Origin of the sequence: Petropleomorpha daqingensis (assembly GCF_013408985.1) — a bacterium.
Taxonomy (GTDB): Bacteria; Actinomycetota; Actinomycetes; order Mycobacteriales; family Geodermatophilaceae; genus Petropleomorpha; species Petropleomorpha daqingensis.
Genome location: NZ_JACBZT010000001.1, coordinates 621,735 through 645,622, shown reverse-complemented (window position 1 = coordinate 645,622; position 23,888 = coordinate 621,735). Strand labels below are relative to the sequence as shown.

The 23,888-nt window shown below is 72.8% G+C and carries 23 protein-coding genes and 2 tRNA genes; 19 read left to right on the top strand and 6 right to left on the bottom strand.

Annotated features, from left to right (window positions below):
* Positions 1–31: 31 nt before the first annotated feature.
* From GGQ55_RS03210 to ilvC, 3 genes are read left to right on the top strand one after another with little or no spacing between them, the layout of a single operon-like run.
* Positions 32–1,894, top strand: a complete 1,863-nt coding sequence (locus GGQ55_RS03210) for an acetolactate synthase large subunit (protein WP_179715085.1) — start codon at positions 32–34, stop codon at positions 1,892–1,894.
* Positions 1,895–1,908: 14 nt separating this feature from the next.
* Positions 1,909–2,436: an acetolactate synthase small subunit gene (gene ilvN, locus GGQ55_RS03205; protein ID WP_179715084.1), complete on the top strand. Its 528-nt coding sequence runs from the start codon at positions 1,909–1,911 to the stop codon at positions 2,434–2,436.
* Between the two features lie 43 nt (positions 2,437–2,479).
* Positions 2,480–3,508: a ketol-acid reductoisomerase gene (ilvC, locus tag GGQ55_RS03200; protein ID WP_179715083.1), complete on the top strand. Its 1,029-nt coding sequence runs from the start codon at positions 2,480–2,482 to the stop codon at positions 3,506–3,508.
* A gap of 83 nt (positions 3,509–3,591) precedes the next feature.
* Here the strand turns inward: ilvC and GGQ55_RS03195 are convergent, their stop codons facing one another.
* A complete protein-coding gene (locus GGQ55_RS03195) occupies positions 3,592–4,119 on the bottom strand; it encodes a single stranded DNA-binding domain-containing protein (RefSeq protein ID WP_179715082.1) in 528 nt (175 codons plus the stop codon).
* 139 nt (positions 4,120–4,258) lie between these two features.
* Entirely contained in the window at positions 4,259–4,978 is a 720-nt protein-coding gene (locus tag GGQ55_RS03190) for a DUF4106 domain-containing protein (protein WP_179715081.1), read from the bottom strand.
* Positions 4,979–5,133: 155 nt separating this feature from the next.
* Between GGQ55_RS03190 and serA the strand changes: the two genes are divergently transcribed.
* The 3 genes from serA to GGQ55_RS03175 are packed head-to-tail and all read left to right on the top strand — an operon-like array spanning position 5,134 to position 8,385.
* Positions 5,134–6,735, top strand: coding sequence for a phosphoglycerate dehydrogenase (gene serA, locus GGQ55_RS03185; protein ID WP_179715080.1), 1,602 nt, complete (start codon positions 5,134–5,136; stop codon positions 6,733–6,735).
* 16 nt (positions 6,736–6,751) lie between these two features.
* Positions 6,752–7,774, top strand: a complete 1,023-nt coding sequence (locus tag GGQ55_RS03180) for a 3-isopropylmalate dehydrogenase (RefSeq protein WP_179715079.1) — start codon at positions 6,752–6,754, stop codon at positions 7,772–7,774.
* Positions 7,774–8,385 carry a maleylpyruvate isomerase N-terminal domain-containing protein gene (locus GGQ55_RS03175; protein ID WP_179715078.1) on the top strand — a complete coding sequence of 204 codons (612 nt, stop codon included), beginning with the start codon at positions 7,774–7,776 and terminating at the stop codon, positions 8,383–8,385. The genes GGQ55_RS03180 and GGQ55_RS03175 overlap by 1 nt, the downstream gene beginning before the upstream one ends.
* Before the next feature lie 81 nt (positions 8,386–8,466).
* On the opposite strand, the gene GGQ55_RS03170 is transcribed toward GGQ55_RS03175, so the two are convergent.
* Positions 8,467–8,868, bottom strand: coding sequence for a hypothetical protein (locus GGQ55_RS03170; RefSeq protein WP_179715077.1), 402 nt, complete (start codon positions 8,866–8,868; stop codon positions 8,467–8,469).
* A 218-nt stretch (positions 8,869–9,086) separates the two neighbouring features.
* On the opposite strand from GGQ55_RS03170, the gene cimA reads away from it, so the two are divergent.
* Both cimA and GGQ55_RS03160 read left to right on the top strand, forming a co-directional pair.
* On the top strand, positions 9,087–10,682 hold the full coding sequence (cimA, locus tag GGQ55_RS03165; protein ID WP_179715076.1) for a citramalate synthase: 1,596 nt from the start codon (positions 9,087–9,089) through the stop codon (positions 10,680–10,682).
* A 9-nt stretch (positions 10,683–10,691) separates the two neighbouring features.
* A complete protein-coding gene (locus GGQ55_RS03160; RefSeq protein WP_179715075.1) occupies positions 10,692–11,216 on the top strand; it encodes a GNAT family N-acetyltransferase in 525 nt (174 codons plus the stop codon).
* On the opposite strand, the gene GGQ55_RS03155 is transcribed toward GGQ55_RS03160, so the two are convergent.
* Positions 11,217–11,585 (bottom strand): VOC family protein, encoded by a 369-nt coding sequence (locus GGQ55_RS03155; RefSeq protein WP_179715074.1) that lies wholly within the window; start codon positions 11,583–11,585, stop codon positions 11,217–11,219. It abuts the gene before it with no gap.
* Positions 11,586–11,623: 38 nt separating this feature from the next.
* On the opposite strand from GGQ55_RS03155, the gene GGQ55_RS03150 reads away from it, so the two are divergent.
* From GGQ55_RS03150 to GGQ55_RS03110, 9 genes are all read left to right on the top strand, one after another.
* A complete protein-coding gene (locus GGQ55_RS03150; protein WP_179715073.1) occupies positions 11,624–12,436 on the top strand; it encodes a fumarylacetoacetate hydrolase family protein in 813 nt (270 codons plus the stop codon).
* Positions 12,433–13,902: a glutamate--tRNA ligase gene (gltX, locus tag GGQ55_RS03145; protein WP_179715072.1), complete on the top strand. Its 1,470-nt coding sequence runs from the start codon at positions 12,433–12,435 to the stop codon at positions 13,900–13,902. Before GGQ55_RS03150 ends, gltX begins: the two co-directional genes overlap by 4 nt.
* A 4-nt stretch (positions 13,903–13,906) precedes the next feature.
* Complete coding sequence (locus GGQ55_RS28205) at positions 13,907–15,067, top strand: CPBP family intramembrane glutamic endopeptidase (protein WP_179715071.1); 1,161 nt, start codon at positions 13,907–13,909, stop codon at positions 15,065–15,067.
* A 62-nt stretch (positions 15,068–15,129) separates the two neighbouring features.
* Positions 15,130–15,201 (top strand) — tRNA-Gln (locus GGQ55_RS03135).
* A 51-nt stretch (positions 15,202–15,252) separates the two neighbouring features.
* A tRNA-Glu gene (locus tag GGQ55_RS03130) sits at positions 15,253–15,325 on the top strand.
* A 166-nt stretch (positions 15,326–15,491) separates the two neighbouring features.
* A complete protein-coding gene (galT, locus tag GGQ55_RS03125; RefSeq protein WP_366488638.1) occupies positions 15,492–16,571 on the top strand; it encodes a galactose-1-phosphate uridylyltransferase in 1,080 nt (359 codons plus the stop codon).
* Complete coding sequence (galK, locus tag GGQ55_RS03120; protein ID WP_179715070.1) at positions 16,568–17,740, top strand: galactokinase; 1,173 nt, start codon at positions 16,568–16,570, stop codon at positions 17,738–17,740. The genes galT and galK overlap by 4 nt, the downstream gene beginning before the upstream one ends.
* Positions 17,741–17,804: 64 nt before the next feature.
* A complete protein-coding gene (locus GGQ55_RS03115; RefSeq protein WP_179715069.1) occupies positions 17,805–19,487 on the top strand; it encodes a sodium:solute symporter family protein in 1,683 nt (560 codons plus the stop codon).
* Between the two features lie 10 nt (positions 19,488–19,497).
* Positions 19,498–19,806, top strand: a complete 309-nt coding sequence (locus tag GGQ55_RS03110; RefSeq protein ID WP_179715068.1) for a hypothetical protein — start codon at positions 19,498–19,500, stop codon at positions 19,804–19,806.
* A 62-nt stretch (positions 19,807–19,868) separates the two neighbouring features.
* On the opposite strand, the gene GGQ55_RS03105 is transcribed toward GGQ55_RS03110, so the two are convergent.
* The gene (locus GGQ55_RS03105) at positions 19,869–20,975 is read right to left on the bottom strand and encodes a sulfite oxidase (protein ID WP_179715067.1); all 1,107 of its coding nucleotides are present in this window, start codon (positions 20,973–20,975) and stop codon (positions 19,869–19,871) included.
* A gap of 28 nt (positions 20,976–21,003) precedes the next feature.
* Here GGQ55_RS03105 and GGQ55_RS03100 point away from each other — a divergent pair, with 28 nt between their 5' ends.
* Positions 21,004–21,717, top strand: a complete 714-nt coding sequence (locus tag GGQ55_RS03100) for an MOSC domain-containing protein (protein WP_179715066.1) — start codon at positions 21,004–21,006, stop codon at positions 21,715–21,717.
* Between the two features lie 3 nt (positions 21,718–21,720).
* Here the strand turns inward: GGQ55_RS03100 and GGQ55_RS03095 are convergent, their stop codons facing one another.
* Positions 21,721–22,422 (bottom strand): IclR family transcriptional regulator, encoded by a 702-nt coding sequence (locus GGQ55_RS03095; RefSeq protein ID WP_179715065.1) that lies wholly within the window; start codon positions 22,420–22,422, stop codon positions 21,721–21,723.
* Between the two features lie 52 nt (positions 22,423–22,474).
* On the opposite strand from GGQ55_RS03095, the gene leuC reads away from it, so the two are divergent.
* Complete coding sequence (leuC, locus tag GGQ55_RS03090; protein ID WP_179715064.1) at positions 22,475–23,887, top strand: 3-isopropylmalate dehydratase large subunit; 1,413 nt, start codon at positions 22,475–22,477, stop codon at positions 23,885–23,887.
* Position 23,888: the final 1 nt, after the last annotated feature.

Genomic DNA, 23,888 nt, shown 5'->3' with positions numbered 1-23,888 from the left:
CCGCCCCCGCACGGCCCAGGAGAACGCCGCGATGAGCACCCCTAGCGAGTCCGCCACCCAGGAGGCAGCCGCCTCGCTGGCCGGCGTCGAGACGGCCACCCGGCCGGCCGCCCGCATCCCCGAGCCGGCCACCGGCATCACCGGCGCGCAGAGCCTCGTCCGCTCCCTCGAGGCCGTCGGCGTCGAGGTGATCTTCGGCATCCCCGGCGGGGCGATCCTGCCCGCCTACGACCCGCTCTTCGACTCCTCGGTGCGGCACGTCCTGGTGCGGCACGAGCAGGGAGCCGGCCACGCCGCCACCGGGTACGCGCAGGCCACCGGCAAGGTCGGCGTCTGCATGGCGACCTCCGGCCCGGGCGCGACCAACCTGGTCACCCCGCTGGCCGACGCGCACATGGACTCGGTGCCGATCGTGGCGATCACCGGCCAGGTGCCCAGCGGCGCCATCGGCACCGACGCCTTCCAGGAAGCCGACATCCGCGGCATCACGATGCCGGTCACGAAGCACAACTTCCTGATCACCGACCCCGACGAGATCCCGCAGGCGATCGCGGAGGCCTTCCACCTGGCGGCCACCGGGCGGCCCGGCCCGGTGCTGGTCGACATCTCCAAGGACGCCCTCCAGCGGACGACGAACTTCTCCTGGCCGCCGCGGCTGGACCTGCCCGGCTACAAGCCGACGACCCGCCCGCACGGCAAACAGGTCCGCGAGGCCGCGCAGCTGATCGCCGGCGCCCGCCGTCCGGTGCTCTACGTCGGCGGTGGCGTGCTCAAGGCCCAGGCCACCGAGGAGCTGGCCGCGCTCGCCGAGCTGACCGGCGCGCCCGTCGTCACCACCCTGATGGCCCGGGGCGCGTTCCCCGACAGCAACGCCCAGCACCTGGGCATGCCCGGCATGCACGGCACGGTCGCGGCGGTGACCGCGCTGCAGAAGGCCGACGTGATCGTCGCCCTCGGTGCCCGCTTCGACGACCGGGTCACCGGCCACCTGGGCTCCTTCGCCCCCGGTGCGCTGGTCGTGCACGCCGACATCGACCCCGCCGAGATCGGCAAGAACCGCAAGGCCGACGTCCCGATCGTCGGTGACGCCAAGGAGACCATCGCCCAGCTGGTCGACGCCCTGCGGCACGAGCGCGAGGCCGGGCGCACCGCCGACCTGGCGCCGTGGTGGGCGCAGCTGGACGACTGGCGGCAGAAGTACCCGCTCGGCTACGACTGGCCCGAGGACGGCTCGCTCTCGCCGCAGTACGTCATCGAGCGGCTGGGCGCGATCGCCGGACCGGACGCCATCTACGTCGCCGGCGTCGGGCAGCACCAGATGTGGGCCGCCCAGTTCATCTCCTACGAGAAGCCCGGCACGTGGCTCAACAGCGGCGGCCTCGGGACGATGGGCTACGCCGTCCCCGCCGCCATGGGCGCCAAGCAGGGCCGGCCGGAGACCACGGTCTGGGCCATCGACGGCGACGGCTGCTTCCAGATGACCAACCAGGAGCTGGCCACCTGCGCGATGGAGGGCATCCCGATCAAGGTCGCCATCATCAACAACGGCAACCTGGGCATGGTCCGGCAGTGGCAGACCCTGTTCTACGAGGGCCGTTACTCCAACACCCGGCTGCACGCCCGCAACGAGGACGGCACGCCCAAGCCGGTGCGCATCCCCGACTTCGCGCTGCTGGCCGAGGCGATGGGCTGCGTCGGCCTGCGCTGCGAGACCAAGGACGACGTCGACGCGGTGCTCGAGAAGGCGATGGCGATCGACGACGCCCCCGTGGTCATCGACTTCGTCGTCGGCCACGACGCCCAGGTCTGGCCGATGGTCGCGGCCGGGGCGAGCAACGACGACATCATGGCCGCGCGCGACGTGCGCCCGGTCTTCGGCGAAGACCAAGTCTGAAGGGGCCGCTCAGCATGACCCGCCACACGCTCTCGGTCCTGGTGGAGAACAAGGCCGGTGTCCTGGCCCGCGTCTCGGCGCTGTTCAGCCGCCGCGGGTTCAACATCGAGTCGCTCGCCGTCGGGCCCACGGAGAACCCCGACCTCTCCCGCATGACGATCGTCGCCGACGCGGAGTCCGCGCCGCTGGAGCAGATCACCAAGCAGCTGAACAAGCTGATCGAGGTGATCAAGATCGTGGAGCTGGAGGAGGGCGCCGCCGTCCAGCGCGAGCTGCTGCTCGTGAAGGTCCGCGCGCCGCTGGCCGATCGCACGCAGGTGCTGCAGACCGCCGAGCTGTTCCGCGCCCACGTCGTCGACGTCAACACCGACACGGTGACCCTCGAGGCCACCGGCACCCCGGACAAGCTCCAGGCGCTGCTCGCCGTCCTCGCCCCGCTGGGGATCAAGGAGATGGCGCAGTCCGGCACCGTCGCCCTGGGCCGGGGTCCCCGCTCCATGTCCGGCGCCGGTACCTTGCGCCCCGTCGACCGCACCGCATAACCCCGCGCTTCATCCGCGAACAACCGAAGGAGAGCACCACCGCATGGCCGCCGAGATCTTCTACGACGACGACGCCGACCTGTCGATCATCCAGGGGCGCACCGTCGCCGTCCTGGGCTACGGCAGCCAGGGTCACGCCCACGCGCTGTCGCTGCGCGACTCCGGGGTCGACGTCCGCGTCGGCCTGCCCGAGGGCAGCACGAGCCGCGCCAAGGCCGAGGCCGAGGGCCTGCGGGTCGTCACGCCGGCCGAGGCGGCCGCCGAGGCCGACCTGATCATGATCCTCGTCCCCGACCACGTGCAGCGGTCGCTGTACGCCGAGGCCGTCGAGCCCAACCTCCAGGACGGCGACGCGCTGTTCTTCGCGCACGGCTTCAACATCCGGTTCGGCTACATCAAGCCCCCGGCCGGCGTCGACGTCGCGATGGTCGCCCCCAAGGGCCCGGGCCACCTGGTCCGCCGCGAGTTCGAGAACGGCAAGGGCGTCCCGGCGTTGGTCGCCGTCGAGCAGGACGCGACCGGCCAGGCGCTGCAGCTCGCGCTGTCCTACGCCAAGGCCATCGGCGGCGCCCGCGCGGGCGTCATCAAGACCACCTTCGCCGAGGAGACCGAGACCGACCTGTTCGGCGAGCAGGCCGTGCTCTGCGGCGGCATGTCGGCGCTGGTCACGGCGGGCTTCGAGACCCTCACCGAGGCCGGCTACCAGCCGGAGATCGCCTACTTCGAGTGCCTGCACGAGCTGAAGCTGATCGTCGACCTCATGTACGAGGGCGGCATCGCCAAGCAGCGCTGGTCGGTGTCGGACACCGCCGAGTACGGCGACTACACCAGCGGCCCGAAGGTCATCGACGAGCGGGTCAAGGCGACGATGCAGGACGTGCTGGCCGCGATCAAGGACGGCTCGTGGGCCGCGGCCTTCATCGCCGACCAGGACGCCGGCGCGCCGGACTTCAAGGCCAAGCGGGCCGCCGCCGAGGCGCACCCGATCGAGGAGACCGGCCGCAAGCTGCGCGGCCTGATGAGCTGGGTGTCGACGTCCGACGACTACACGGGCACCGCCGCCCGCAACTGAAGAAGGACCACCCTTCCCGTTCCAGAACGTGACAGGGCCCCGCTGCCGACTCGGCAGCGGGGCCCTTCTCGTTCAGCCCGCGTCTACTTCTTGCCGCGGGAGGCGAAGAACTGCTGCGAGGCCGGCTGGTTGAGCAGGAAGAAGATCGCGACGCCGGCCGCGACCAGGAGCAGCGACAGGAACGAGAAGCTGCCCTGGGTCAGCGCGAGGATCAGACCGATGAGCGCGAGGACCGCGGTGGCGATCCCGGCTCCCTTCAGCACCGAGCTCCCGTTGCCCATGATCGCCACGACGCCGCCCCAGATGTTGACGGCGGCCAGCGCGAGGTACAGGACCCCGAACAGGGCCAGGATCCCGAGCAGCGTCGACAGGGCGAACAGGCCCAGCGCCGCCAGCAGGGCGAAGAGCGCGACGACGAAGCCCAGGATCGCGGCGACGAGCACCTGCGGGGGCCGGGCGGAGGCCGGCGCGCCGTAGCCGGCGGGGCCGCCGCTGTACGACGGCGCGGGCTGGTAGCCCTGCGGCTGCTGCGGAGCGCCCCAGCCGGGCTGACCCTGGGGAGCACCCCCCTGCGGGTAATTCGGGTCGGAGCCGGGGGTGGGGGTGGTCATGCGGTTCCTCCTGGTGCGGACGGCCGCCGACGTGGCGGTCGGCGGCGGAGTGTAGGGGTTCGGATACGCGCGTGGGGGATTCCTGCGCGCGCTCGTGACGGCGCTGTGACCTGTGGGGGTGACAGCCAGTAACTGCGACTCAGCGACCGCGGAGCGCACGGTTGGCGGCGAAGAACGCCGCGGCTGCCTTGTTGGAGAGCAGGACGACGATCAGGATCGAGATGATGAAGAACAGCAGGGACAGGACGACGCTGCCGGCGCCGTTCTGATCCGTGTTGCCCAGGCTGCCGAAGAAGCTGAAGCCCGTCGATGCGATGGCGATGGACCCACCCACGATGAGCAGCACCCGGCTGCGACCGGTGAGCGCCCAGACCGAGCCCCAGATCATGAGGACGGTCCAGACGAGCGCCAGGATCCCGATGACGATGGCGATCCCCGCGAAGGCACCGAAGACCGAGCCCAGGCCCGGGATCGAGTCCTCCGCGTTCCCGGCGGCGCCGCCCGCGACCGCGCCGGCGAAGATCAGCAGGATCGTCACCAGCGCGCCGAGGGCACCCCAGATGAAACCGAAGACGGCGGCGGTCACCACGCCACCGGGACGGGCCGGCCGGCTCCCGGGCATCGGCTGGCCGTAGCCGCCGGGCTGCTGGCCGTACTGCTGGGGCTGCTGGCCGTACGGGGCAGGCTGCTGGGAACCGTAGGGGGCGGGGGAGTACGACGGCTGCTGGCCGTACTGCTGGGGCTGGTCGTACGACGGCTGCTGGCCGTACGACGGGGGCTGTGCGTACGGCTGCTGGCCGTACGAGGGCTGCTGGCCGGAGGGCTGCGGCTGCCCGTAGGGGTTGTTCTGCTCGGTCATGGATCTCCTCCGTCAGCGCCGGCGGTGCCGACTCCCGTAGGCGGTCAGGATGTCCGCCGGGTCCGTCCAGGGCAAGGAGCCTTCGCCGGGAAGAGTGGTGACGTTCCAGGAACGGCAGTCCCCGCACGCCGCACGCGTCTCCTTAGGCTTCGGCCGTGACCACGAGCGCGCCCGTCGTCCTCATCGCGGAGGAACTCGCCCCGAGCGTTCTGGAGGTGCTCGGCGCCGACGTCGAGATCCGGCACGTCGACGGTGCCGACCGCGCCGCCCTGCTCCCGGCCCTGGCCGAGGCCGCGGCGGTGATGATCCGCAGCGAGACGCAGATCGACGCCGAGGCGCTCGCCGCCGCCCCGAACCTCAAGGTGGTCGCCCGTGCGGGGATCGGCCTGGACAACGTCGACGTGGCGACGGCGACCGAGCGCGGCGTCATGGTCGTCAACGCGCCGATCTCGAACATCGTCAGCGCCGCCGAGCACGCGGTCGCGCTGCTGCTGGCCGCCGCCCGGCGCATCCCCGCCGCGGACGCGTCGCTGCGCGAGGGGCAGTGGAAGCGGTCGCGGTTCACCGGCGTCGAGATCGCGGGCAAGACCGTCGGCGTGGTCGGTCTGGGCCGCATCGGCGTCCTGGTGGCGCAGCGGCTGGCCGCCTTCGACGTCGAGCTGATCGCCTTCGACCCCTACATCCAGCCCGGTCGCGCCGCGCAGTTCGGCGTCCGCCTCGTCTCGCTGGAGGAGCTGCTCCGCGAGTCCGACTTCATCACCATCCACCTGCCGAAGACGCCGGAGACGGCGGCCCTCATCGGGGCCGACGAGCTGGCGCTGACCAAGCGCGGCGTGATCCTGGTCAACGCCGCCCGGGGCGGGCTGGTCGAGGAGGCCGCCCTGGTCGACGCGCTCAAGACCGGTCAGGTCGGCGCGGCGGGGATCGACGTCTACGCCAGCGAGCCCTGCACCGACAGCCCGCTGTTCGAGCTGCCGAACACCGTCGTCACGCCGCACCTGGGCGCCTCGACGACCGAGGCCCAGGACAAGGCCGGTGCCGCGGTGGCCCGGTCGGTCCGGCTGGCGCTGCAGGGCGAGTTCGTGCCCGACGCGGTCAACGTGCAGGCCGGCGGCGTCGTCGCGGAGGACCTGCGGCCCGGGCTGCCGCTGGCCGAGAAGCTGGGCCGGCTGTTCACCGCGCTGGCCGGCGGTCTCGCCCAGTCGGTCAACGTCGAGGTGCGCGGCGAGGTGGCCGAGTTCGACGCGTCGGTGATGCAGCTCGCCGTCCTCAAGGGGATGTTCTCCGACGTCGTCGAGGAGCAGGTGACCTACGTCAACGCGCCGCTGCTGGCCGAGCAGCGCGGCCTGGAGGTGGCGCTGACCACCGACCTGGACAGCCCGACCTTCCGCAACCTGGTCACCGTCCGCGGGGCCATGACCGACGGCGCCCAGATGACGGTCTCGGGCACGCTCTACGGCAAGAGCCAGGTGCCGCGGCTGACCGAGGTGAACGGCTTCGAGCTCGACCTGCAGGCCGAGGGCCACCTCCTGTTCTTCACCTACATCGACCGGCCCGGCGTGGTCGGCACGGTGGGGGCGGCGTTGGGCGAGGCGGCGGTGAACATCGCCGGCGCGCAGGTCAGCCGGACGACACGCGGGGGAGAGGCGCTGATGGCGGTCACCGTCGACAGCCCGGTGAGCAGCGAGTTGCTCGAGGAGATCGCCGGGCGGATCGGTGCGCGGGAGGCCCGTGCCGCCGACCTCAACGGCGCCTGACCTAGGGTTCCCGACTATGCGCCTGGCAGTGATCCCCGGAGACGGCATCGGGCCCGAGGTGGTGGCCGAGGGGTTGAAGGTCCTCTCGGCGGTGGCACCGGACATCGAGCCGACGTCCTACGACCTCGGCGCCGCGCGGTGGCAGCGCACCGGCGAGCTGCTGCCCGACACCGTGCTCGACGAGCTGCGCCAGCACGACGCGATCCTGCTCGGCGCCGTCGGCGACCCGGGCGTGCCCAGCGGCATCCTCGAGCGCGGGCTGCTGCTGCGGCTGCGCTTCGAGCTCGACCACCACGTGAACCTGCGGCCGGCGAAGCTGTACGACGGCGTGACCAGCCCGCTGGCCGACCCCGGCGCGATCGACATGCTCTGCATCCGCGAGGGCACCGAGGGCCCCTACGTCGGCAACGGCGGCGTGCTGCGCAAGGACACGCCGCACGAGATCGCCACCGAGGTCAGCATCAACACCGCCTTCGGCGTGGAGCGCGTGGTCCGCTACGCGTTCGAGCGGGCCCTGCTCCGGCCGCGCCGGCACCTGACCCTGATCCACAAGACCAACGTGCTCGCCTACGCCGGCGGCCTGTGGTCGCGCACCGTCGAGGAGGTCGCCGCCGAGTTCCCGGACGTGACGGTGGCCTACCAGCACGTCGACGCGGCGTCGATGTTCTTCATCACCGACCCGGGCCGCTACGACGTCATCGTCACCGACAACCTGTTCGGCGACATCGTCACCGACGTCGCGGCCGCGGTGACCGGTGGCATCGGCCTGGCGGCGAGCGGCAACCTCGACGTCTCGGGCACCAACCCGAGCATGTTCGAGCCGGTGCACGGCTCGGCTCCGGACATCGCCGGGCAGGGGCTGGCCGACCCGACCGCGACCGTGCTCTCCGTCGGCCTGCTGCTCGACCACCTCGGTCGTGCCGACCAGGCGAAGAAGGTCAACGCGGCGGTCGCCTTCGACCTGTCCACCCGCGACCCGCAGGGCCCGGTGCGGACGGCGGAGGTCGGCGACCGGCTGGCCGCGCTCGCCGGCGGCTGATGTCCGGCTGGGACGACTCCCGGGCCGCCTTCGACGCGGCCGCGGGGTGGTTCGTGCGCACCGCGGCGCTCGTCGGTCCGCGGTGGGACGAGCCCGGGCTGGGCGAGTGGGACGTCCGCGCGCTGGTCGGCCACACCAGCCGCTCGTTCCTGACCGTCGAGGAGTACCTGACCCGCCCGGCCGCCACTGTCGAGGTCGCTTCCGCGGTGGACTACTACCGGGCGATCCACGGGAAGACCGACGGTCCGGCGGTCGCCCAGCGCGGGCGGGACGCCGGTGCGGCGCTGGGCGACGACCCGGCGGCCGCGGTGGCGTCGATCGCAGCTCGAGTCGTGCCGTTCGTCGCGGCGTGCACCGGGGAGGAGCTGCCCACGACCCTCGCGGGCAGCATGCGGCTGGCCGATTACCTGCCCACGCGCACGTTCGAGCTCGTCGTCCACACCTGCGACCTGGCGCGGGCGCTCGGTGAACCGACGGACGTGCCGCAGCGCGCCGCGGCTCAGGCGCTGGCGCTGGTGTCCGAGCTCGCGGTCACGAACGGTCTCGCCGGCCCGCTGCTGCTCGCAGCGACGGGCCGCCCCGGCCTCCCGCCGTCCTTCTCTGTCCTCTGACCCTCGGTCACCCTCGCGGTCCGGTCGCGACCCTCGCGGCACAGCGAGAGGGTCGCGACCACACCGCGAGGTCGGCGCTGATCATGGCGCGGCCGCGCGCAGCAGCTCGCCGACGGGGACGGGGAGCAAGGCCCGAGCCCTCAGCTGGGCAGGTTCGGCCATCTCCAGTCGCACGGTGCAGCCCTCCGGTGAGACCTCGACCAGGACGACGGGGTGCCACCCCCAGTCCGGCTCGGGCTCCGCGGCGGGCAGGACGTCGGCGGGCATCGGCGAGGGCAGCCGGCACCACCAGCGCCGGTCGAGGCTGCGCAGACCGTCGGCCACCAGCACCGCGGCGGCCTGCACCGACGGCTGCGCCGGACCCAGCGGCAGCCCGACCAGCGACGTCGGGACCACGAGCCCGGGAGCACCGTCGGGCGCGAGGTAGCCCACGTGCTCGGCGTCGGACGGGCGGTGCACCGGGGTCCAGGAGGTCGGGATCACCGCAGAGAGGTAGCAGGATCCGGGCCGCTCGATCACCCGGTTTCCGAGCCCGGGTGCAGCCACGGCGCACCGCAGCGTGCTTTACTCGTCGGCGATGACCGCCTTCCGCACGATCATTATCGCCTAGCGCGCAGTCCGTTCCCGACTGCGCGCAGACCTCCCGTTCCCGGGGGGTCTTTTTGTTTGCCGGGAACAATCCATCCCTCCAGGAGCACCCCGTGGCCACCGATCTCGACTTCCACGTCTTCGACACCACCCTGCGCGACGGCGCCCAGCGCGAGGGCGTCAGCTACTCCGTCGCGGACAAGCTCGCCGTCGCCCGGCTGCTCGACGAGATCGGGGTCGGCTTCATCGAGGGCGGGTGGCCCGGTGCGCTGCCGAAGGACACCGAGTTCTTCTCCCGCGCCCGCACCGAGCTCAAGCTGCGGCACGCGCTGCTGGTGGCGTTCGGTTCGACCCGCAAGGCCGGCGTCGCCGTCGAGGACGACCCGCAGGTCAAGGCGCTGCTCGACGCCGAGACCCCGGTCGTCTGCCTGGTCGCCAAGTCCGACGTCCGGCACGTGCGCGAGGCCCTGCGGACGACGCTCGAGGAGAACCTCGCGATGGTCGCCGACACCGTCGCCTTCTTCGTGCGCCACGGCCGGCGGGTGTTCCTCGACTGCGAGCACTTCTTCGACGGCTACAAGGCCGACCCCGACTACGGCGTCCGCGTGCTGGAGGCGGCGTTCGGCGCGGGTGCCGAGGTCGGGGTCATGTGCGACACCAACGGCGGGATGCTGCCGATGGAGCTCGGCCGGGTCGTGGCCGACGTCCGCTCGCGGGTCACCGGCAGGCTCGGCATCCACTGCCAGGACGACACCGGCTGCGCCGTCGCCAACTCGCTCGCCGCCGTCGAGAACGGCGTCACCCACGTCCAGGGGACGGCGAACGGCTACGGCGAGCGCGCCGGCAACGCCGACACGTTCGCCCTGATCGGCAACCTGGTGACGAAGATGGGCCTGCCCGTCGTCCCGGCCGAGTGCCTGGCCGAGCTGCAACGGGTCAGCCACGCGATCGCCGAACTGGCGAACATCGCGCCGAACGACCACCAGCCGTTCGTCGGCGCCTCGGCGTTCGCGCACAAGGCCGGCCTGCACGCCAGCGCCATCAAGGTCAGCCCCGAGCTCTACAACCACCTCGACCCGGCGGTGGTCGGCAACGACATGCGCATCCTCGTCACCGAGATGGCCGGCCGGGCCTCCGTCGAGCTCAAGGGCCGCGAGCTCGGCGTCGACCTCGACGGGCACGCCGACGTGATCGGCAAGGTCGTCGACCAGGTCAAGGTGCTCGAGGCCGACGGCTGGTCGTTCGAGGCCGCTGACGCATCCTTCGAGCTGCTGCTGCGCGCCGCCCTGCCCGACGCCCCCGAGCCGCTGTTCGAGCTGGAGAGCTACAAGACCTCCGTCGAGCACTGGGGCAACGGTGTCGTCGTCAGCGAGGCGACGGTCAAGGTGCACGTGGACGGCGAGCGGATCATCAGCACCGCCGAGGGCAACGGCCCGGTCAACGCCCTGGACAACGCGCTGCGCCAGGCGCTGGTCGGCCGCTACCCGCAGCTGGCCGCGGTGTCGCTGGCCGACTACAAGGTCCGCATCCTGGGCTGGAAGGGCGGCACCAGCGCCACCACCCGGGTGCTCGTCGACACCACGGACGGCGTGGGGGAGTGGACCACCGTCGGCGTCCACGCCAACATCGTCGAGGCGTCGTGGCACGCGCTCGTCGACGCGCTCACCTATGCCGTCCTGCACCGCGCCCCGGCTGTCGCCGAGGGCTGAGGGCGACCGGTGCAGCCCGAGCTGACCGGCGCGAGGGTGCGGCTGCGCCCCTGGACGCCGGCCGACGCCGACGCCGTCTTCGCCGCCTGCCAGGACCCCGGCATCCAGCAGTGGACGACGGTGCCCTCCCCGTACACGCGGGAGGACGCCGTCGCCTACGTCAGCACCGTCGCCCCGCAGGCCTGGGACGACGGCGGCGCGGTGTTCGCCGTCGAGGACCTCGCGACGGGGGAGATCGCGGGCAGCATCGGGGCGCACGGGATGGTCGACGGGGTCGCGCACATCGGCTACTGGACGGCCGCCGCCGCACGGGGACGCGGGCTGACCAGCGACGCGCTGCGCACGCTCACCCGCTGGCTCTTCGACGAGCGCGGCGCGGCGCGCGCCGAGCTCGTGGTGGAGCCGGCCAACACCGCCTCGATCCGGGTCGCGGAGGCCGCCGGTTTCACCGCCGAGGGCGTGCTGCGGCAGCGCCTGGTCCTCCGGGGACGCCGGGTCGACGTCGTCATGTACTCCCGGCTGCCCGGGGACTGATCAGACCCGGGTCCTCAGCAGGCAGAACTCGTTGCCCTCGGGGTCCTGCAGCACGTGCCAGGACTCCTCGCCGGTCTGGCCGACGTCGGCCGGCCGCGCGCCGAGGTCCAGCAGTCGCTGCAGCTCGTCGTCCTGGTCGCGGTCGGTGGGGGAGACGTCGATGTGCAGCCGCAGCTTGCCGGTCTTGGGCTCGCTCGCCCGGCCGAACACCAGCGTCGGCACCGGACCACCGAAACCGGCCTCCGGCCCGATCTCGACCTCGTCCTCCTCGCTGGAGAGCACCCGGTAGTCCAGCACCGCCGCCCAGAAGGCGGCCAGCGCCCGCGGGTCCCGGCAGTCGACGACGAGCTCGGTGAAGCGGCAGGCCATGCCGGAGACCGTACGGCCCGCGCAAGTAGCCTCGACCCGTGCGCATCGTCCGCTTCGCCAGCCCTCAGGGCATGTCCTTCGGCGTCCTCGACGGCGACGGCAACGTCGCCCAGATCGAGGGCCACCCCTTCGGCCAGATCTCGTTCACCGGCGCCCGCTTCGCGCAGGCCGACGTGCGGCTGGTCTCGCCGATCCTGCCGAGCAAGGTGGTCTGCGTCGGCAAGAACTACGCCGAGCACGTCAAGGAGATGAACACCGGCGATGCGCCCAAGGCGCCGCTGCTGTTCCTCAAGCCGTCGACCTCGGTGATCGGTCCCGGCGACGCCATCCGCATCCCGCCGGGCAGCACCAACGTGCACCACGAGGCCGAGCTCGCCGTCGTCATCGGCGCCCGGGGCGCCCGGCACGTGCGCCCCGACCAGGTCGCCGGGGCGATCTTCGGCTACACGATCGGCAACGACGTCACCGAGCGGGACATGCAGAAGAGCGACGGGCAGTGGACCCGCGCCAAGGGCTTCGACTCGTTCTGCCCGCTCGGCCCGTGGATCGAGACCGATCTCGCCGGCCTGGGCAAGGACCCGGCGGACCTCGAGGTCCTCTGCACCGTGGACGGCGCCCCGCGGCAGAAGGGCCGAACCAGCCAACTGCTGTTCGACGTCCCGACGCTGATCTCCTACATCTCCGACGTCATGACGCTGCTGCCCGGCGACGTCGTCCTCACCGGCACCCCCTCCGGCGTCGGGCCGATCTTCCCCGGCGAGCGGGTCGACGTCACGATCGAGGGCCTCGGCACGCTGTCCAACCCGGTGGCCGACGCCGACCGCGTCTCCACCGCCGGCGGCTCCCGATGAGCGTCACCCGGTTCTGCCCGTCGCCGACCGGGCTGGTGCACGTCGGCGCCATGCGGACGGCGCTGTTCAACTGGGCGCACGCGCGGCACACCGGCGGCACGTTCGTCTTCCGCATCGAGGACACCGACGCCGCGCGCGACACCGAGGAGTCCTACCGGCACCTGCTCGACTGCATGCGCTGGCTCGGCCTGGAGTGGGACGAGGGCCCCGAGGTCGGCGGCCCGCACGGGCCCTACCGGCAGTCGGAGCGCCACGAGATCTACCGCGAGGTCGCCGCCAAGCTGCTCGAGGCGGGGCACGCCTACGAGTCCTTCTCCACCAACGAGGAGGTCGACGCCCGCCGGCTGGCCGCCGGCCAGGACCCCAAGCTGGGCTACGACAACGCCGACCGCTTCCTCACCGACGCCCAGAAGCAGGCGTTCCGGGACGAGGGGCGGCTGCCGGTGCTGCGGCTGCGCATGCCCGACACCGACCTGGCCTGGGACGACCTGGTGCGCGGCGAGATCTCCTTCGCCGCCGGCTCGGTGCCCGACTTCGTGCTCATGCGGGGCAACGGGGTGCCGCTCTACCCCTTCACCAACCCGACCGACGACGCGCTCATGGGCGTCACCGACGTGCTGCGCGGCGAGGACCTGCTGCCCTCCACCCCGCGGCAGATCGCGCTCTACCAGGCGCTCACCGACGTCGGCGTCGCGAAGGGCACCCCGCGGTTCGGGCACCTGCCGCTGGTGTTCGGCGAGGGCAACAAGAAGCTGTCCAAGCGCGACCCGCAGTCCAACTTCGACGTGTACCGCGAGCGCGGCTTCCTGCCCGAGGGCCTGATCAACTACCTGGCGCTGCTGGGCTGGGCGATCGCCGACGACCGCGACGTCTTCAGCCCCCAGGAGATGGTCGAGGCCTTCGACATCACCCGGGTGAGCGCCAACCCGGCCCGCTTCGACCTGAAGAAGGCCGAGGCGATCAACGCCACCCACCTGCGGGCGCTGCCCGTCGGCGAGTTCGTCGAGCGGGTGATCCCGTTCCTGGCCGCCGCCGGGCTGGTGGCCGAGCCACCGACCGCCGAGCAGCGGCAGGTGCTCGAGGCGATCGCGCCGCTCGCGCAGGAGCGCATGGTGGTGCTGTCCGACGCGGTCGGGCTGCTGGGCTTCCTGTTCACCGAGGACGTCGAGATCGACCCGGCTGCCGCGGAGAAGCAGCTGGCCGGCGCCGACGCCGCCGAGGTGCTCGACGCCGCCGCGACCGCTCTCGAGGGGCTGGCCAGCTGGTCCACGGAGGCGATCGAGGAGGCCCTGAAGACGGCGCTGGTCGACGGACTGGGCCGCAAGCCCCGCCAGGCGTTCGGGCCGGTGCGGGTCGCCGTCAGCGGGCGCACGGTCAGCCCGCCGCTCTACGAGTCGATCGAGCTGCTCGGCCGCGACCGCACCCTGGCGCGGCTGCAGCGGGCCCGGGCCCTGGCCACCGACTGACCCCGTGACCGAGTACGAGCCGTACGCCGGCCCGCCGCCGATGCAGCCCTACGCTGCGCCGCCGGTCTACCCGCCGCCGGCGTACGGCCCGCCCGCCTACGGCCCGCCTCCTGTCTACGGGCCGCCCGTCTACGGCCCGCCGCCCTACGGGCCCTACTGGGCGGCGCCGGCTCCGTGGCCGCCACCGCCCCCGGCGGTGCGCTGGGCGCCGCCTCCGGGTACGCCGCCGCACGACGTCCCGCGCACGTTCCTGCAGGCCATGCTGTCGCGGGACTGGCGCTGGTGGCGGCCGCTGCTCGGGCTGCTGCTCTTCGGCGTCGTGTTCTCGGTGGCCGACGTCGTCGTCGTCCTGGTCGCCGTCCTCACCCGGGTCAGCCCCGACCTGGCGCTGGAGAACCTGATCGACCCGTTCACCCTGCTGGTCACCAACCTGACCCTGATCGTGGGGATCCCCACGGTCTGGCTGGCCTGGGCGGTCGCGCACGGGATGGGCACCGGCTGGTCCTCCTCGGTGCTGGCCCGGATGCGCTGGCGGCTGTTCGCGCCGCTGACCTGGCGCGCGCTGGCCACCCTGGGGGTCGGGGTCGCGCTCACCGTCGTCGTCGGGATCGCCGTCGAGCCGGACGGCGTCAGCGGCCCCGTGAGCGGCTACGGCTGGCTGATCCTGGTCGTGCTGTTCACCACACCGCTGCAGTCGGCCGCCGAGGAGTACGTGTTCCGCGGCTACCTCAGCCAGGCCATCGCCGGGTGGATCCGGGCTCCGCGCGCCGGTGCGGTCCTCGCCGCGGTGATCACCGCGACGCTGTTCTCCCTGGCGCACGTCCCGCCCGACTTCCTGACCTTCTTCGACCGGTTCGCGTTCGGGCTCGCGGCCTCGGCCGTCGTGTGGCTGACCGGCGGCCTCGAGGGCGCCATCGTGCTGCACGCGGTGAACAACGTGCTGATCTTCCTGCTGGCGGGAGGGCTGGGGGAGGCCGTGGCCACCGACGACGCCGGACCGGGCCTGCTCGTCGTGGGACTGGACGTCCTCGCGATGGCCGCCTACGTGGCGTTGGTCGCACGCAGCCGCGCCACGCTGCGGCCCGAAACGCTCACACCGGCCCTCGACCTGCGGTTTCCCGGACCGGCCGCCGTGCCGGCGCCCGCCACGCCCCGGGGGTGGTGAGACCCGTCCGTCCGACGTCGGGTATGGTCTCTTCCTGGCGCCGCGAGGTGCCGCGCCAGCATTGGGGTATGGGGTAATTGGCAGCCCGACGGATTCTGGCTCCGTTAGTCTAGGTTCGAGTCCTGGTACCCCAGCGAGGAAGAGCACCACCGCCTCACCTACTCTGTAGGACAGCACCACCGCACGGCCCCGTCGTCTAGCGGCCCAGGACGCCGCCCTCTCACGGCGGTAGCGAGGGTTCGAATCCCTTCGGGGCTACGCACCGAGAGCCCCCGGCCTTCCCAGGCCGGGGGCTCTCGCGGTCCCACCGGCCCTCGTCCGGGGGAACGGACCCCGACCCGGCTGGCCCAAGATCACGACGCGGGGATAGCGTCGTGGGGGCCGAATCCGGCCGCACGACGCTGCCGCGGGAGGTCGGTCCAGGGTGATCCGCACGAGTCGTCGACTGGCCGACGGCCGGGAGATCCTCTACTACGACGACGACCGGCACCCGGTGTCCCGCACCGCCGAGGACACGCGCGACCTGCCCCCGGTGAGCACGCACTCGCAGCTGCGCTACGACGCCCTGCTGGGGGAGTGGGTGGCGATCGCCTCGCACCGGCAGTCGCGGACCTTCCTGCCGCCGGCCGACGAGTGCCCGCTCGACCCGTCCCGCCCCGGGCGGCCCACGGAGATCCCCGAGAGCGCGTACCAGGTCGTCGTCTTCGAGAACCGGTTCCCCTCGCTGGCGACCGCCGTCGAGCGCGACGTCCCGCCGACCGCTCCCGGGGCGCCCCTGGCCGAGCTGCGGCCGGGGTTCGGGCGCTGCGAGGTCGTCTGCTTCACCGACGAGCACGACCGCGCCTTCGCCGAGCTCGGCCCCGACCGGGCGCGCCTGGTCGTCGACGTCTGGGCCGACCGCACCGCGGAGCTCGGCGCCATCGACGGGGTCGAGTACGTCTTCCCGTTCGAGAACCACGGCGAGGAGATCGGGGTGACCCTCTCCCACCCGCACGGGCAGATCTACGCCTACCCCTACATCCCGCCGCGGGCGGCCACGATCCTCGACACCGTCCGCCGGGCCGACGGCGACGTGTTCGCCGAGGTCGTGGAGAGCGAGCGCAAGGGCCCGCGCGTGGTGGCCGAGAACGACCACTGGACGGCGTTCGTCCCGGCGGCCGCGCGCTGGCCCTACGAGGTGCAGTTCTTCCCGACCGCCCGGGTGCCCGACCTGCCCGCCCTCGACGACGCCCAGCGCGACGCGTTCGTCGAGGTCTACCTCGACGTCCTCGGCCGGTTCCGGCACCGGTTCCACAGCCCGATGCCCTACATCGCGGCGTGGAACCAGGCCCCGGTCCGCGAGGGCCGCGACGAGTGGTGGTTGCACCTGCAGCTGTTCTCGATCCGGCGGGCCGAGTCCAAGCTGAAGTACCTCGCCGGCTCCGAGTCGGGCATGGGCGCGTTCATCACCGACACCAACCCCGAGGACGTCGCCGAGCAGCTGCGCGCCGTGGTGGTCCCGTGAACGACGAGCAGGCGCTCAAGGCGGCCCGCGAGGCGTTCACCGCCCGGTTCGGCACCGAGCCCGCCGGCGTCTGGGCGGCGCCGGGCCGGGTGAACGTGATCGGCGAGCACACCGACTACAACGGCGGCTTCGTGCTGCCGATGGCGCTGCCGCACACCACGCGGGCCGCCGTGGCGCCGCGCACCGACGGCGCCGTCGCGTTCAGCTCGGTGCAGCAGCCCGAGGACGACGTCGTCGTCCCCGTGGCCGAGCTGACCCCCGGGCACCCGAGCGGCTGGGCCGGCTACCCCGCGGGCGTGGTGCACGGGCTGCGCGACGCCGTCGCCGCGGTCGGCGGGCTGTCGGTGCTGGTCGACAGCGACGTCCCGGCCGGGGCGGGGTTGTCCTCCTCCGCCGCCCTCGAGTGCGCCGTCGCCCTCGCCGTGCGCGACCTCTGCGCGCCGGGGCTGTCCGCCGACGACCTGGTCGACGTGGCCCGCCGGGCGGAGAACGACTTCGTCGGCGCCCCCACCGGCATCCTCGACCAGTCCGCCTCGATGCTCTGCACCGAAGGGCACGCGCTGTTCCTCGACACCCGCGACCGCAGCCGCGAGCAGGTGCCCTTCGACCTGGCCGCCGCCGGGCTCGCGCTGCTCGTCGTCGACACCGGCCAGGCCCACGAGCACGCCGGCGGCGGGTACGGCGACCGCCGTCGCGAGTGCGAGGACGCAGCCGCCCGGCTGGGGGTGCAGCTGCTCCGCGAGGTCGACGACGTCGCCGCGCTCGCCGTCCTGGACGACGGCACCGCCGAGGGCGAGGTGCTGCTGCGCCGCGCCCGGCACATCGTGACCGAAGACGCCCGGGTGCTCGAGGTCGTCGCCACCCTGCGCGCGAAGGACGACGTCCGGGCGATCGGGCCGGTGCTCACCGCCGGCCACGAGTCGCTGCGCGACGACTTCCAGATCTCCACCGACCTGCTCGACCTGGTCGTCGAGGCGGCGGTCGGGGCCGGGGCGTACGGCGCGCGGATGGTCGGCGGTGGCTTCGGCGGCAGCGCCATCGCGCTGGTCGACGCCGACCGGCTCGACGAGGTCACCGCGGCGATCGTGCAGCGCTTCACGGCCGTGGCGCCGGCGCCGCCGCGGACGTTCGTCGCGGTCCCCTCGGCGGGAGCCCGGCGCCTCGGCTGACACGATCCGAGGAAGATCAAAAAACCGCGCATGAACCCCGCACTTGCGGGAAGCACCGGTTCTCGTGGACAACTTGAGACTCGACGCGTCCTTCGTCGACTACGCGCTCGTCGTCGTGTACTTCGCGGTCGTCCTGGGGATCGGGTTCGCCGCCCGCCGCCGGGTCTCCGACAGCCTGGACTTCTTCCTGTCCGGCCGCTCGCTGCCGGCGTGGATCACCGGGCTGGCCTTCATCTCGGCCAACCTCGGTGCTGTCGAGATCGTCGGCATGTCCGCCAACGGCGCCCAGTTCGGCATGGCGACCATGCACTACTTCTGGGTCGGCGCCGTCCCGGCGATGCTCTTCCTGGGCATCGTGATGATGCCCTTCTACTACGGGTCCAAGGTCCGCAGCGTCCCCGAGTTCATGCGCCGCCGGTTCGGGACGGGGGCGCACCTGGTCAACGCGATCAGCTTCGCGGTCGCCCAGGTGCTCATCGCGGGGATCAACCTGTACCTGCTGGCGCACATCGTCGAGCTGCTCCTCGGGTGGCCGCTGTGGATCTCGCTGCTCATCGCCGCGGCAGTGGTCCTCAGCTACATCACCCTCGGCGGGCTCTCGGCCGCGATCTACAACGAGGTGCTGCAGTTCTTCGTGATCGTCGCGGCGCTGCTGCCGCTCACCCTGATCGGGCTGCACCGCGTCGGCGGCATCGGTGGCCTGATCGACAAGGTCACGGCGGCCGGCGACTCCGAGCAGCTGCGGTCCTGGCCCGGCACCGAGCTCACCGGCTTCTCCAGCCCCGTCTGGTCGGTGATCGGCATCGTGTTCGGTCTGGGCTTCGTGCAGTCCTTCGGCTACTGGACGACGAACTTCGTCGAGGTGCAGCGCGCGTTTGCGACCAAGTCGATGTCCGCGGCACGGGCCACGCCGATCATCGGATCGTTCCCCAAGATGTTCGTGCCGTTCCTCGTGGTGGTCCCGGGGATCATCGCCGGCATCCTCGTGCCCACCCTGGCGAAGGCGAAGTCGGAGGGCAGCGAGAGCTTCGACTACAACAACTCGATCCTGCTGCTGATCCGCGACACGCTGCCGAACGGGCTGCTCGGTGTGGCGCTCGCCGGCCTCCTGGCGGCCTTCATGGCCGGCATGGCGGCCAACATCTCGGCCTTCAACACCGTCTTCAGCTACGACATCTGGCAGCAGTACGTGAAGAAGGACCGGCCGGACGGCTACTACCTGCGGATCGGCCGGCTGGCCACCGTCGCCGCCACGATCATCGCCATCGGGACGGCGCTGATCGCCTCCGGCTACAGCAACCTGATGGACTACCTGCAGACCCTGTTCGGCTTCTTCAACGCGCCGCTGTTCGCCACCTTCATCCTGGGCATGTTCTGGAAGCGGATGACGGCGACCGCCGGCTGGATGGGACTGGTCTCCGGCACGCTCGGCGCCGTGCTCGTCGCCGTGCTGAGCCAGGACGCGCTCGGCGGCCTCTCGGTGGGGGCGATCCCGCTCAGCGGTCAGGGTGCGAGCTTCGCGGCCGCCAGCGCCGCGTTCGTCGTCGACGTCGTCGTCAGCGTCTCCGTCACCCTCGTGACGCGACCCAAGCCCGCGTCGGAGCTCGTCGGCCTCGTCTACTCCGAGACGCCGAAGGAGCAGCGGACCGACCCCGACGAACACCGGCTGCCCTGGTACCAGTCACCGACCAAGCTCGCGGGCATCTCGCTCGTGATGGTCATCGCCCTGAACGCGATCTTCCGCTGAGGAGCCTGTCATGAGCACTCCCGCATCCCAGGACGGCGGCCGCAAGCACACCGCGGGCGCCTACGACGTCCGGGTCTTCATCGCCGGCCTGATCGGCCTCTACGGCGTCGTCCTCGTCGTGATGGGGATCTTCTTCGACTCCGCCGACGACAAGGAGAAGACCGGTGGCGTCAACGCCAACCTCTGGGCCGGTCTGGTGATGATCGTCGTGGCCATCGCCTTCGCGGTCTGGACGCGGTGGCGGCCGGTCATCGTGGACGAGAAGGCGGTCGCCGAGGCCCACGAGAACATGGACGAGGCCAACCACCCGGGCCATTAGAAGGACCCCGTCCTCCCCACCCTTCGCACGCTCAGGGCGGGACCCGGGACGGGGCCGCCCTGTCACGTCACCACGGTGACGGGCACGCGCTGGACGAGGTTGTTCGCCATGCCCTGGCGGTTCCACTCCTGCTCGACCGGCTGGGTGTCGCCGGACTCGTCGGCCGCCCGGACCAGCAGCTCGGCGCGGCCGGGGGTGGCCGTCCACTCGTAGCTCCACGCCCGCCAGGCGTAGGGGTGCTCGGGGTCCGCCGGGGCCAGGACGGCGTCGTCCCAGGTGGCGCCGCCGTCGGTGCTGACCTCGACCCGGTTCACCGGCGCCGCGCCCGACCACGCCCGGCCGGCGACGGTCACCGGGCCGGGCCGGACGAACCGCTCGCGGGTCATGAAGTCCGGCCAGCCGGGCGGGGCCAGCAGGGCGCGCGGGCGGATGCGGGTGACCGGCTCGCCGTCCTCGTGCGAGTCGACCTTGATCCGGTAGGCGGTGGCGTTCTGGAAGCCGTCGAACGGGCGGGTCAGGACCTCGATGCGCTGCAGCCACTTCACGTGGGCCATGCCGTACCAGCCGGGGATGATCAACCGCAGCGGCGCCCCGTGCTGCGGCGGCAGCGGCGCGCCGTTCATGCCCCACACCAGCAGCGCGTCCGCTCGCAGCGCCTCGGCCAGCGGCAGGCCGCGGGCGTAGTCCTGCTCGACGCCGCGTTCCACGCCGTGGTCGGCGCCGGTGAAGACGACGTCGACCGCATCGGCCGGCACGCCCGCCTCCTCCAGCAGCGGCGCCAGCGGCGTCCCGGTCCACTCCGCCGTGCCGACCGCCTCGAGCAGCCACGGCTGGCTCACCGGGCGCGGCTCGAAGCGGGCGCGGCCGTTTCCGGCGCACTCCAGGAGCACCCGCGCGCTGACCTCGGGACGGCGCTGCAGCTCCTCGAGGCCGAGCGACAGCGACCGCTCGACCGCGCCGCCGATCTCCAGCCGCCACGTGCCGGGATCGACCGCGGGGATGTCGTAGTGCGTGAGCACGTAGTGCAGCCCGGGCGGCGTGACGTCGTAGCGCAGCGCCTCCAGCGGCATGCCGTGGTTGCGGGTGGCCAGGGCGAGCTCGTCGAGCCCGATGCCCTCGCCCGGCTCGGCGATGCGGGCCCGGCCGGCGTTGGTCTCCGTGGCGGTCATGGGAGCAGTGTGCGCGAGACTGCGGGCGATGACAGCCCTCCCTCCCGAGACGCCTCGCGTGGCGGCGCTCGCCCGCTATCCGGTGAAGTCGATGCGTGGTGAGCCGTGCGAGGCGCTGGACCTCGAGCCCCGCGGCGTCGTCGGAGACCGGAGCTGGGCGGCGTACTGCCCCGACGGCGGGATCGGCAGCGGCAAGACCACCCGGCGGTTCCGGCGGGTGGACGGCCTGCTCGACCACCGCGCGGTCCTGCGCGGCGCCGTGCCCGAGATCGAGTTCGCCGACGGCCGGTGGCTGCGGGCGGACGACCCCGCCGCGGCCGCTCGTCTCAGCGACGCGCTGGGCAGGCCGTTGGCGCTGCGGCCCGAGAGCGACGTGCGGCACCACGACGAGTCGCCGGTGCACGTCGTCACGACCGCGGGGCTGCGCGCGCTGGCCGCCCTGCTGGGCGAGCCGCTCGACCCCGAGCGCTTCCGCGCGAACGTCGTCCTGGAGGTGCCCGGGACCGGCTTCGTGGAGGACGCCTGGATCGGCCGGGAGCTGCTCCTCGGCGGGGACGTCGTGCTGCGGGTCGACGGCGGCATGCCGCGCTGCCGCATGGTCGACCTGGCCCAGGCCGACCTGCCGCGCGACGGCCGCATCCTCAAGACCCTGGGGACGCGGCCCGGGGTGACCTTCGGGCTGACGGCGTCGGTGCTCCGCGGCGGCACCGTCCACCGCGGCGACCCGGCCCGCCTGCGCTGAGGGTCAGCGGGCGGCGCGGGAGATGGCGGCGGCGGCGTCCAGGACGGCGCCGATGACCTCGGGGGACGGGCGGCGGCCCAGCCGCTCGACCGGCCCGGAGATCGACACCGCCCCGAGCACGCCCCCGGCGCCGTCCCGCACCGGCGCGGACAGCGAGGCGACCCCGGCCTCGCGCTCGGCGACGCTGTGCGCCCAGCCGCGCCGGCGGACGTCGAGCAGCGTGCGGGCGGTGAAGCTGGCCGAGGGCAGCAGCGGGTTGACCTCGTCGGCCGGGGCGAAGGCGAGCAGCGCGTGGGCGGCCGAGCCCGCGGTCAGCGGCAGCCGGGCGCCGACCGGCACGGTGTCGCGCAGCCCGTGCGCCCGCTCGGCGGCGGCGACGCAGACCCGCGAGGCGCCGTCCCGGACGTAGAACTGCGCGCTCTCGCCGCTGACGTCGCGCAGGGTGACCAGGTGCCGCTCGGCGAGCTCGGCCAGGTCGGGACCGCTGCGCGCCAGCTCGCGCAGCCCGGCGCCGGTGGTCCAGACCCCGCTCTCGGTGCGCTCCACGAGGCGGTGTCCCTCGAGCGCCACGGCCAGCCGGTGCGCCGTCGCGCGGGGCAGGCCGGTGCGGGCGACCAGGTCCGCGAGCGTGGCCGGCTCCTCGGCGACGGCCCGGAGGATGGCCACTGCTTTGTCCAGAACCGCAACGGGGTTAGGCTGTCCCACACAGCAATACTCGCATCCCACATAGTGAGATCGCCAGTCCCAGGAGAGACCCGTGCCCAAGACCCTGGCCGAGAAGGTCTACGACGCCCACGTCGTGCGCAGCGCCGCCGGTGAGCCGGACCTGCTCTACATCGACCTGCACCTCGTCCACGAGGTCACCAGCCCGCAGGCCTTCGACGGGCTGCGCGCGGCCGGCCGCACGGTCCGCCGTCCCGACCTGACGATGGCCACCGAGGACCACAACGTCCCGACCCTGGACATCCTCAAGCCGATCGCCGACCCGGTCAGCCGCGCCCAGGTCGAGGCCCTGCGCGCGAACGCCGCCGAGTTCGGCATCCGCCTGGCGCCCATGGGCGACCGCGACCAGGGCATCGTGCACGTCATCGGCCCGCAGCTCGGGCTGACCCAGCCGGGCACAACGATCGTCTGCGGCGACAGCCACACCTCCACGCACGGCGCCTTCGGCGCCCTGGCCTTCGGCATCGGCACCAGCGAGGTCGAGCACGTGCTCGCCACGCAGACCCTGCCGCAGTACCGGCCCAAGCAGATGGCGGTCACCGTGGACGGCGACCTGCCGCCCGGCGTCTCGGCGAAGGACATCATCCTGGCCGTCATCGCCCAGATCGGCACCGGCGGCGGCCAGGGGCACGTCATCGAGTACCGCGGCAGCGCCATCGAGAAGCTGTCGATGGAGGCCCGCATGACGATCTGCAACATGTCGATCGAGGCCGGCGCCCGCGCCGGGCTGATCGCGCCCGACGAGACGACCTTCGAGTTCCTCGAGGGCCGCCCGCACGCGCCGTCCGGGGCCGACTGGGACGCCGCCGTCGAGTACTGGCAGACGCTGCGCACCGACGACGACGCCGTCTTCGACCGCGAGGTGCACATCGACGCCTCGTCCCTGACGCCCTACGTCACCTGGGGCACCAACCCGGGCCAGGGCCTCCCGATCTCCGAGCGGGTGCCCGACCCGGCCGACTTCGCCGACGAGAGCGACCGCCGCGCCGCCGAGTCGGCCCTGGAGTACATGGGCCTGACCGCCGGCACGCCGCTGCGCGAGATCAAGGTCGACACCGTGTTCCTCGGCTCCTGCACCAACGGCCGGATCGAGGACCTGCGGGTGGCCGCCGAGATGCTGCGCGGGAGGACGATCGACCCGGAGACCCGGATGCTCGTCGTCCCGGGCTCGGTGGGCGTGAAGAACCAGGCCGAGGCCGAGGGCCTGGACAAGGTGTTCCTCGACGCCGGTGCCGAGTGGCGCGGCGCCGGGTGCTCGATGTGCCTGGGCATGAACCCCGACCAGCTCAAGCCGGGGGAGCGCTCGGCGTCCACGAGCAACCGCAACTTCCAGGGCCGCCAGGGCAAGGGTGGCCGCACCCACCTCGTCTCGCCGGCCGTCGCCGCGGCGACCGCGCTGACCGGCCGCCTGACCGCCCCCGCAGACCTCGAGACGGCTGGAGTCTGAC